Annotated in this window: 7 protein-coding genes; 2 read left to right on the forward strand and 5 right to left on the reverse strand. The window is 38.4% G+C overall.

Translation table 11 applies throughout. From position 1 onward, the window contains the following. Nucleotides 1–43: 43 nt before the first annotated feature. From CXF89_RS20750 to CXF89_RS20770, 5 genes are all read right to left on the reverse strand, one after another. Entirely contained in the window at nucleotides 44–1045 is a 1002-nt protein-coding gene (locus CXF89_RS20750) for an ABC transporter ATP-binding protein (RefSeq protein WP_007377154.1), read from the reverse strand. Between the two features lie 10 nt (nucleotides 1046–1055). Then, nucleotides 1056–1886 carry a carbohydrate ABC transporter permease gene (locus CXF89_RS20755; RefSeq protein ID WP_121955644.1) on the reverse strand — a complete coding sequence of 277 codons (831 nt, stop codon included), beginning with the start codon at nucleotides 1884–1886 and terminating at the stop codon, nucleotides 1056–1058. Between the two features lie 2 nt (nucleotides 1887–1888). Beyond that, the gene (locus tag CXF89_RS20760) at nucleotides 1889–2761 is read right to left on the reverse strand and encodes a carbohydrate ABC transporter permease (protein WP_121955645.1); all 873 of its coding nucleotides are present in this window, start codon (nucleotides 2759–2761) and stop codon (nucleotides 1889–1891) included. Between the two features lie 146 nt (nucleotides 2762–2907). Then, a complete protein-coding gene (locus tag CXF89_RS20765) occupies nucleotides 2908–4212 on the reverse strand; it encodes an ABC transporter substrate-binding protein (RefSeq protein ID WP_121955646.1) in 1305 nt (434 codons plus the stop codon). Between the two features lie 152 nt (nucleotides 4213–4364). Then, nucleotides 4365–5693 carry a hypothetical protein gene (locus tag CXF89_RS20770; RefSeq protein ID WP_121955647.1) on the reverse strand — a complete coding sequence of 443 codons (1329 nt, stop codon included), beginning with the start codon at nucleotides 5691–5693 and terminating at the stop codon, nucleotides 4365–4367. Nucleotides 5694–6222: 529 nt separating this feature from the next. Between CXF89_RS20770 and CXF89_RS20775 the strand changes: the two genes are divergently transcribed. Beyond that, entirely contained in the window at nucleotides 6223–6606 is a 384-nt protein-coding gene (locus CXF89_RS20775; RefSeq protein WP_007582739.1) for a response regulator, read from the forward strand. A gap of 13 nt (nucleotides 6607–6619) precedes the next feature. After that, on the forward strand, nucleotides 6620–7525 hold the full coding sequence (locus tag CXF89_RS20780; RefSeq protein ID WP_121955648.1) for an AAA family ATPase: 906 nt from the start codon (nucleotides 6620–6622) through the stop codon (nucleotides 7523–7525). The last annotated feature ends 5 nt before the right edge of the window (nucleotides 7526–7530 follow it).

The following is a 7530-nucleotide window of genomic DNA, read 5'->3' on the forward strand; positions in this document are numbered from 1 at the left end:
GCACCTTTATAAAGGTGCTATTTAAGGTAATTAAAAATTGGCTTTAGCGAATAGTTAAACCGTTATTATCAAACTTTAATACTTTATCTGCCGGTGCGCTTAGGTAAATACTGTCGCCATATTTTAATGGGCAATCACCATCTGCTTTTACTGTTACGGTCCCTTTGCCTTCAATATTTATATGTAAAAAGCTCTCCGATCCTAAATGCTCAATTACACCTACAGTTCCAGCCCAAGTACCTTGCTCAGTAGAGAGTGTTATATGCTCTGGTCGTATACCAATACAGCTAACATTCGCATCTTCATTTTGTGGAGCATCTATAAAATTCATTTTTGGCGAACCAATAAAACCAGCTACAAATTTGTTTACAGGGTTTTTATAAAGCTCTAAAGGTGTGCCTACTTGTTCAATAATACCGGCATTAAATACCGCGATTCTATCTGCCATTGTCATGGCTTCAACCTGATCGTGTGTAACATAAATCATTGTTGTAGCTAAACTTTTATGTAATTCAGATATTTCTAAACGCATATTTACACGTAGTGACGCATCAAGATTCGAAAGTGGTTCATCAAATAAGAATGCAGATGGTTGGCGTACAATTGCGCGCCCTATCGCTACACGCTGGCGCTGACCGCCCGACAATTGTCCAGGCTTTCGGTCTAAATAATCGGTCAAATTAAGAATTTTAGCGGCGTTAGCAATTTTACTTTCGATTTCTGCAGGGCTTACCTTGGCTCTTTTTAAAGGAAAAGCAATATTGTTACGCACTGTCATATGCGGATACAACGCGTAGGATTGAAACACCATTGCTAAGCCTCTTTTTGCAGGCGGTGTTTTTGTAGCGTCAATGCCGTCAATTTCTATATTACCACTGGTGGTATCTTCAAGACCTGCGATCATACGAAGTAATGTAGATTTACCACAGCCCGACGGCCCAACAAAAACGATAAACTCACCGTCTTTAATTTCTAAGTCGAGCGGTTTAATTACGTTAACTTCATCAAAGTTTTTAGTGACTTGTTTTAGTGTGATGCTGCCCATGTGTATTCTCCTATTTTACTGCGCCGAAACTTAATCCACGCACTAATTGTTTTTGACTAAACCAACCAAGTATTAAAATTGGCACAATGGCCATGGCAGATGCTGCCGATAACTTAGCGTAAAATAACCCCTCAGGGCTAGAGTAACTGGCAATAAATGCCGTTAAAGGTGCAGCATTTGCAGCGGTTAAAATAAGTGTCCAAAACGCTTCGTTCCACGATAAAATAACATTGAGTAATAACGTTGAGGCTATACCTGGTAAGGCTATTGGCAATAAAACATGAAAAATTTCTTCACCAATTGTTGCGCCATCCATACGTGAAGCTTCAAGTATTTCGTTTGGTATTTCTCTAAAGTAGGTGTAAAGCATCCATACCATTATTGGTAAGTTAATGAGTGTCATTACAATAACCAAACCTAATTTTGTATCGAGTAGCGCAAAGTCACGAAACAATAAATAAATCGGAATAAGCACCCCTACTGGCGGTAACATTTTGGTTGAAAGCATCCACATTAATAAATGCTTTGTTTTTTTAGTTTGTACAAAAGCCATAGACCAAGCTGCAGGTACAGCAATTAATAACCCTAGTAAACTTGAACCTAGCGATATAACCACAGAATTCCAAAAATGGGTAAAGTATGGTGAACGCGACAGTACATCTCGGTAATTTTCGAGCGTCCAATCAAACGCATATAAGCTTGGGCTTGCTGAAATTGCTTCGGCTTCCGTTTTAAAACTGGTGATTAACGTCCATAAAATTGGAAAGAAAATCATGCCGCTTATTGTCCATGCAGCAATGGTATAAATTAGTGTGGAACGACGGCTATCTTTTATAGTCATAATTACCCCTCCAAGTTTTTGCCAATTAAGCGCATTAAAAATATAGCGACTATATTTGCAATAATAACTGCAACTATGCCCCCTGCCGAACCACCGCCTACATCAAATTGAAGTAGTGATTGCGTGTAGATTAAGTACGTTATATTGGTCGAAGAATAACCAGGACCACCGCTGGTTGTAACTAATATTTCGGCAAAGATTGACAGTAAAAATATAGTTTCGATTAAAATAACAGCGGTTACAGCACGCGATAAGTGCGGCAAAACGATGTAAAAAAACTTACTAAATGGCTCAGCTCCGTCTAAATCAGCCGCTTCTAATTGTTCACGGTCTAATGATTGTATTGCTGTTAGCAGTATTAATGCTGCAAATGGTAACCACTGCCAAGACACAATCATGATGATTGAAAATAACGGCATTTGAGCAAAAAAGTCGATAGGTTCAAAGCCAAGCCAAATCGCGAAATGTGCAAATAAGCCATTAACTGGGTTCATTAGCATGTTTTTCCATACCAATGCCGACACAGTTGGCATTACAAAAAATGGGGCTAGTACCATAATGCGAACGTAATTTCGTCCCCATATTGCTTGGTCTAGTAAAATAGCTAAGCCAATACCACCACAAATAGTGATAAGTAAAACCCCAGTTACTAGGTAAAGCGTGTTAAAAAATGATTCAAAAAAAGCCGGATCAGTTAGGAAAAATTCATAGTTTAAAAAGCCTACAAACTCTTTATCCCCTGGAACGAGTAAGTTGTAATCAATAAAAGAAAAATACAGTGTCATACACAGCGGAACTATCATCCAAGCAAGTAATAAAATTACACTAGGAAGAAGCATAAACCGAGCAAGCGTGCGCGAGTTAGTTGTTGCCATAAAGGTGACCTTAAAAAAGCCAATTCTATTTACTTGTTAACTATCAAGTGAAAATCAGAAACCCTTGATAGTGTTTATAACTAACAAGTAAATAGAATTGACATAAAATATTGGGTAAGTTTGAGTACTTACCCGCCCATTACATGCTATTTAGGATAGCGAGCTTTACGCATTGTTCGCTCAACGAGGTGCTGAGACGTACTAAGCGCTTGCTTAACGGTCATTTGGCCAGTTAATGCTGCTGAAAATTGTTGCCCAACAGCTGTACCAATTCCTTGAAACTCAGGAATAGCAACAAACTGAATACCTACATAAGGCACCGGTTTAACGGTTGGATTTTTAGGATCTGCAGATTGAATAGAATCTAAGGTAATTTGCGCAAACGGTGCTGCGTCCATGTACTTTTGATTACTGTAAAGTGATTTACGTGTACCTGGCGGTACTTTTGCCCAACCTTTTTTGTCGGCTACAAGTTGAGTGTATTCTTTAGATGTTGCCCAGCTAATAAATTTCATTGCGGCATCTGGTTTTTTGCTGCTTGCCGGCACGGCTAAAGTCCAAGACCATAACCAGTTACCGCGTTTACCTAGACCGTTATCTGGCGCAAGTGCAAACCCGACTTTATCGGCAACTTCTGAGTCTTTTTTGTTAGTAACAAATGCGCCTGCAACGGTTGCATCAATCCAAATACCACATTTTCGGGTTTGGAATAGTGCAAGGTTTTCATTAAAACCGTTTGCAGATGAACCCGCAGGACCAGATTCTTTCATTACATCTACATAATACTGAAGGGTATTTTCCCACTCTGGGGTATTAAACTGTGGCTTCCAATTTTCATCAAACCAACGCGCACCAAACGAATTAGCCATTGATGTAATAAGCGCAACGTTTTCGCCCCAACCTGCTTTACCACGTAGACAAAGGCCATAAACACCTTCTTTTTTATCTGTCATCGCTTTAGCAGCTTTGCGTATAAAGTCCCATGTTGGGGCTTTAGGCATAGTTAGCCCTGCTTTTTCCATTAAGTCTGTGCGGTACATAACCATTGAACTTTCACCATAAAATGGTGCAGCATAAAGTTTGTCGTTAATCGTTAAACCGCTTCGAATTGCTGGGATTAAATCATCTAAATCGTAGTTTTCACCTAAATTATCAAGCTCTTTTAACCAATTTTGTTTGCCCCAAATTGGTACTTCATAAGTACCTATGGTCATAACATCGTATTGGCCGCCTTTTGTTGCTACATCGGTAGTGACACGTTGGCGAAGAATGTTTTCCTCTAGAGTGACCCATTTTAGATCTATATCAGGGTTTTGGCTGGTAAAGTTACTGCTTAATTCTTTCATGGTGATCATGTCACCATTGTTAACAGTCGCTATTGTAATTGTTTCTTTTGCCGCAGCGCCCATGCTTATAAAGCCACACGCGAGCATAATTAATTTATTTTTCATCGGGTATTCCCCATACACGTTATGTTTTAACAAGTGCTATTAAATTTCAATCTATTACCAATTCTATTTATGGCAGTTTTAACGCATAAAACTGCCCGCAAAGTGCCTTTTTAGGTCCTTTGTATAAATAGTTAGACTAGTTGGATAATGACTTAAAATTTAACAGATATTTCAGAAGTGAAGCCGTCAAATCCTTTACCGATTTGGCCGCCCGAATTAACACCTTCTTCTTGGTTAACATACTCAACTTTTAAAAGCGTTTTATCGTTAAACCAGTAACCTGCGGCTACTTGAATACGCTCTACTGTGTTGTCTGTTTGTTCAATTAAGTCGGAAGTGTTTTCGGCTTCTGCATAACGAGCCGCTACATATAGCTTTTTAGGGATTAGATATTGTTGTGCTTCAAACACGAAGTACTCAACCGATGAGTCGCCTTCTATTACACTGTTTGAATCAAAAGTAGTGCCATTTTCATCAGCTATGCCGTTTGTACCAAAGTAGGTAATACCGGCAACTGCATTACCTGCGCCATCTGCAAATGTGTAATCATCAGATGATTTACCAACCATAAAGATTAGACTAGTTTCATCAGATGGTTGATAAGCTAAGTTAAGCTGGATGATTGATTGCTCAAGCCCTGGCATTGCGCCAACGTGAGTGTCACGCTCGTTTGAAGGTGACGCTGAGAAGTTATAGTTTTCACCATCGCCAAAGCGATAGTTTGTTGTGGTTACACCATCAAGACTGGCTACGCCGTTTTCAAAACGTAACTGGTCGCCTTGATTGGCTTTTAATAAGTTTAAACCAGCTTTAAAGCCACCTTCAAATTCTAGAGTACCTTGAAGTCGGTAGTTATAACCTCTGTCTTCTTGAAACGCTTCACCGAAACTTGAAGTCGTAATGTGACCTGTAACATTATAAGCACGTACTACACCACTTTCGAAAGTTTCGCTGTAACTTAGCTGTGCGCCGTTTTCTGCGGTTGCGTAATCGGTAATACCATTACCAATAAGTGCATTACTTTGGTTATCTGCGCCGTCTTGAAAACCTTTAAATTGAAATGGTGAGCCACCAATATTACCCAAACGCAGTGTTAAATTTGCGTTTTCTTTTGGTGTGCCATATAGACCTAGTAAGTCAAATTCAACACCTGCAAAATCGTTGTGAAATGAAAAGTCACGATCTTCGCCACCAAAGTCATTAGGCTCTTCTGCAATATCTATATCGGCAGTGATGAACTCGTTAATATGAAATTTAAGCATTAGATTCGCTCTAATACGGCCAAATCCTGATTCTTGTTCTTCATCTTCTGGACGAAATGCGCCGTCTTTAGCTTGAATTGACTGAAAGTTTTGCATTAGTAAAAAGTCTACGTCAACGCGATCTAAATATTCAGAAATATCAGCCTGTGCTGGAGCCGATGTAGCCATAGCTGCCGCTATGAGAGAAATTGCAAATTTAGTCTTTTTATTATTCAACATAATAAGCTCTTTATTTAGTGTGGTGTGTGATGCCAACTTTATTAAATTGCATATTCATTTAATGAAATTGGTATTAATTCAGTGTGTATAGATGAGGCTGGCTGAGCAAAACATTAAATAGTTAATGAAACCGCACTTGTGAGCATAAGCCCATCTGCTGAGCATAATCACAGAATGAATTTAGAAGGTCAACGATTTTTTATTACAAAACGTTTACAAAAAATCGAATTTATATGTAAATATTTTTGAATCAATAAGTTAAGTAGCAAATTTGTTACATCAAATTTTGAGGAAATAAAGTGTAGGATTAAGGGATTTATCGTATATACGTCATTATTGTTCAATACAATTAATGAAAATATAAGTTAGTAGAAGATATGAAAGCAGGTAATCCTTTAAAAATAGGTTGTTGGGCAAACCTATAAACAGTTTATTTATTAGTGTTTTTTAAGTAACGTTCTTGAGCTTATGATGGGGTTAGCTTAGTATTAAAGCACTTAGATGTATTCAAAATAGAAGTAACCTACATATGGAATTTGTTCGCCCGCTAGAGCCCATCCTCATTATTGATGACGTTAAGGAAATTCGTGATTATCTAAACCAAATTTTAACTGACTTAGGGTTTGAAGATATATTAGAAAGCGCTGATTTTAGCTCTGCTAAACCTATTATGAACAATAAACCGCCAGGCGTTATATTTGTAGATGTAGATTTACCTGACTCTAACGGTGCAGATATATTGGAATACATTAATAGTGCTTACCCGCACACTCATGTTGTTATGTGCTCTGGCCACAATAGTCTCGAAAACGTACAAAACACGTGGGAAATGGGCGCTAAAGGCTTTATTGCAAAACCTTTCAACACAAAAAAAGTAGACACTGTAATGAAGCGTCTTGAAATAATAGAATAATAATAAGGTTAGCATGCATAGTACTGTTACTGCGATTATAGAAGATCTTTCGAGTGTTATATTTGGTAAACAACAACAAATTAAACTGGCACTTACATGCTTATTTAGCGAAGGGCATTTACTCATTGAAGATTTGCCTGGTATGGGAAAAACCACTCTTTCTCATGCATTGTCAGCTGTGTTAGGTTTATCGTATCAGCGTATTCAATTTACCAGTGATCTTCTGCCTGCTGATATTCTGGGTACTAATGTATTTAACTCTACCGAGCACAGTTTTACGTTTCATAAAGGCCCTATTTTTAGCCAAGTTGTTTTAGCTGATGAAATAAACCGCGCAGGGCCTAAAACACAAAGTGCGTTGCTTGAAGCAATGGAAGAGCAACAAGTAACAGTCGATGGAAAAAAATATACGCTGCCAAATCCATTTTTTGTGATTGCAACACAAAACCCGCTCTACCAATCAGGTACTTACCCGTTACCTGAGTCGCAATTAGACCGTTTTTTAATGCGTATTAGCTTAGGTTTTCCACCTAAAGAAGCCGAAAAACGCTTAATTTTGAATATGCAAAAACGAGATTACAGTCAGTTACCTAAGCGTATTAACCAACAAGAGTTAGCGGCAATTCAAAACCAGATAAGCCAAATTACTTTAAGTAGCCCGGTTATTGATTACATTATAGAGCTTGTTAATTACACACGCACAAGCAACGCTTTTGCATCTTCGTTATCACCGCGTGCCAGTATGGCTCTTGCTAAAGCGGCTAGGTCGTGGGCATTTATTGATGGTCGTAATTTTGTAATGCCAGAAGATGTTCAAGCCGTATTTGCAAGTGTGTGTCAGCATCGTTTAGGTTTGCATAATGAGTCAGGTGAAGCGCAAGTAAACGATATTTTAAAAAACGTTTTAGTTCCGGTATAAACTTT

The sequence above is a fragment of the Pseudoalteromonas sp. MelDa3 genome (assembly GCF_002863625.1).
Lineage (GTDB): Bacteria > Pseudomonadota > Gammaproteobacteria > Enterobacterales > Alteromonadaceae > Pseudoalteromonas > Pseudoalteromonas arctica.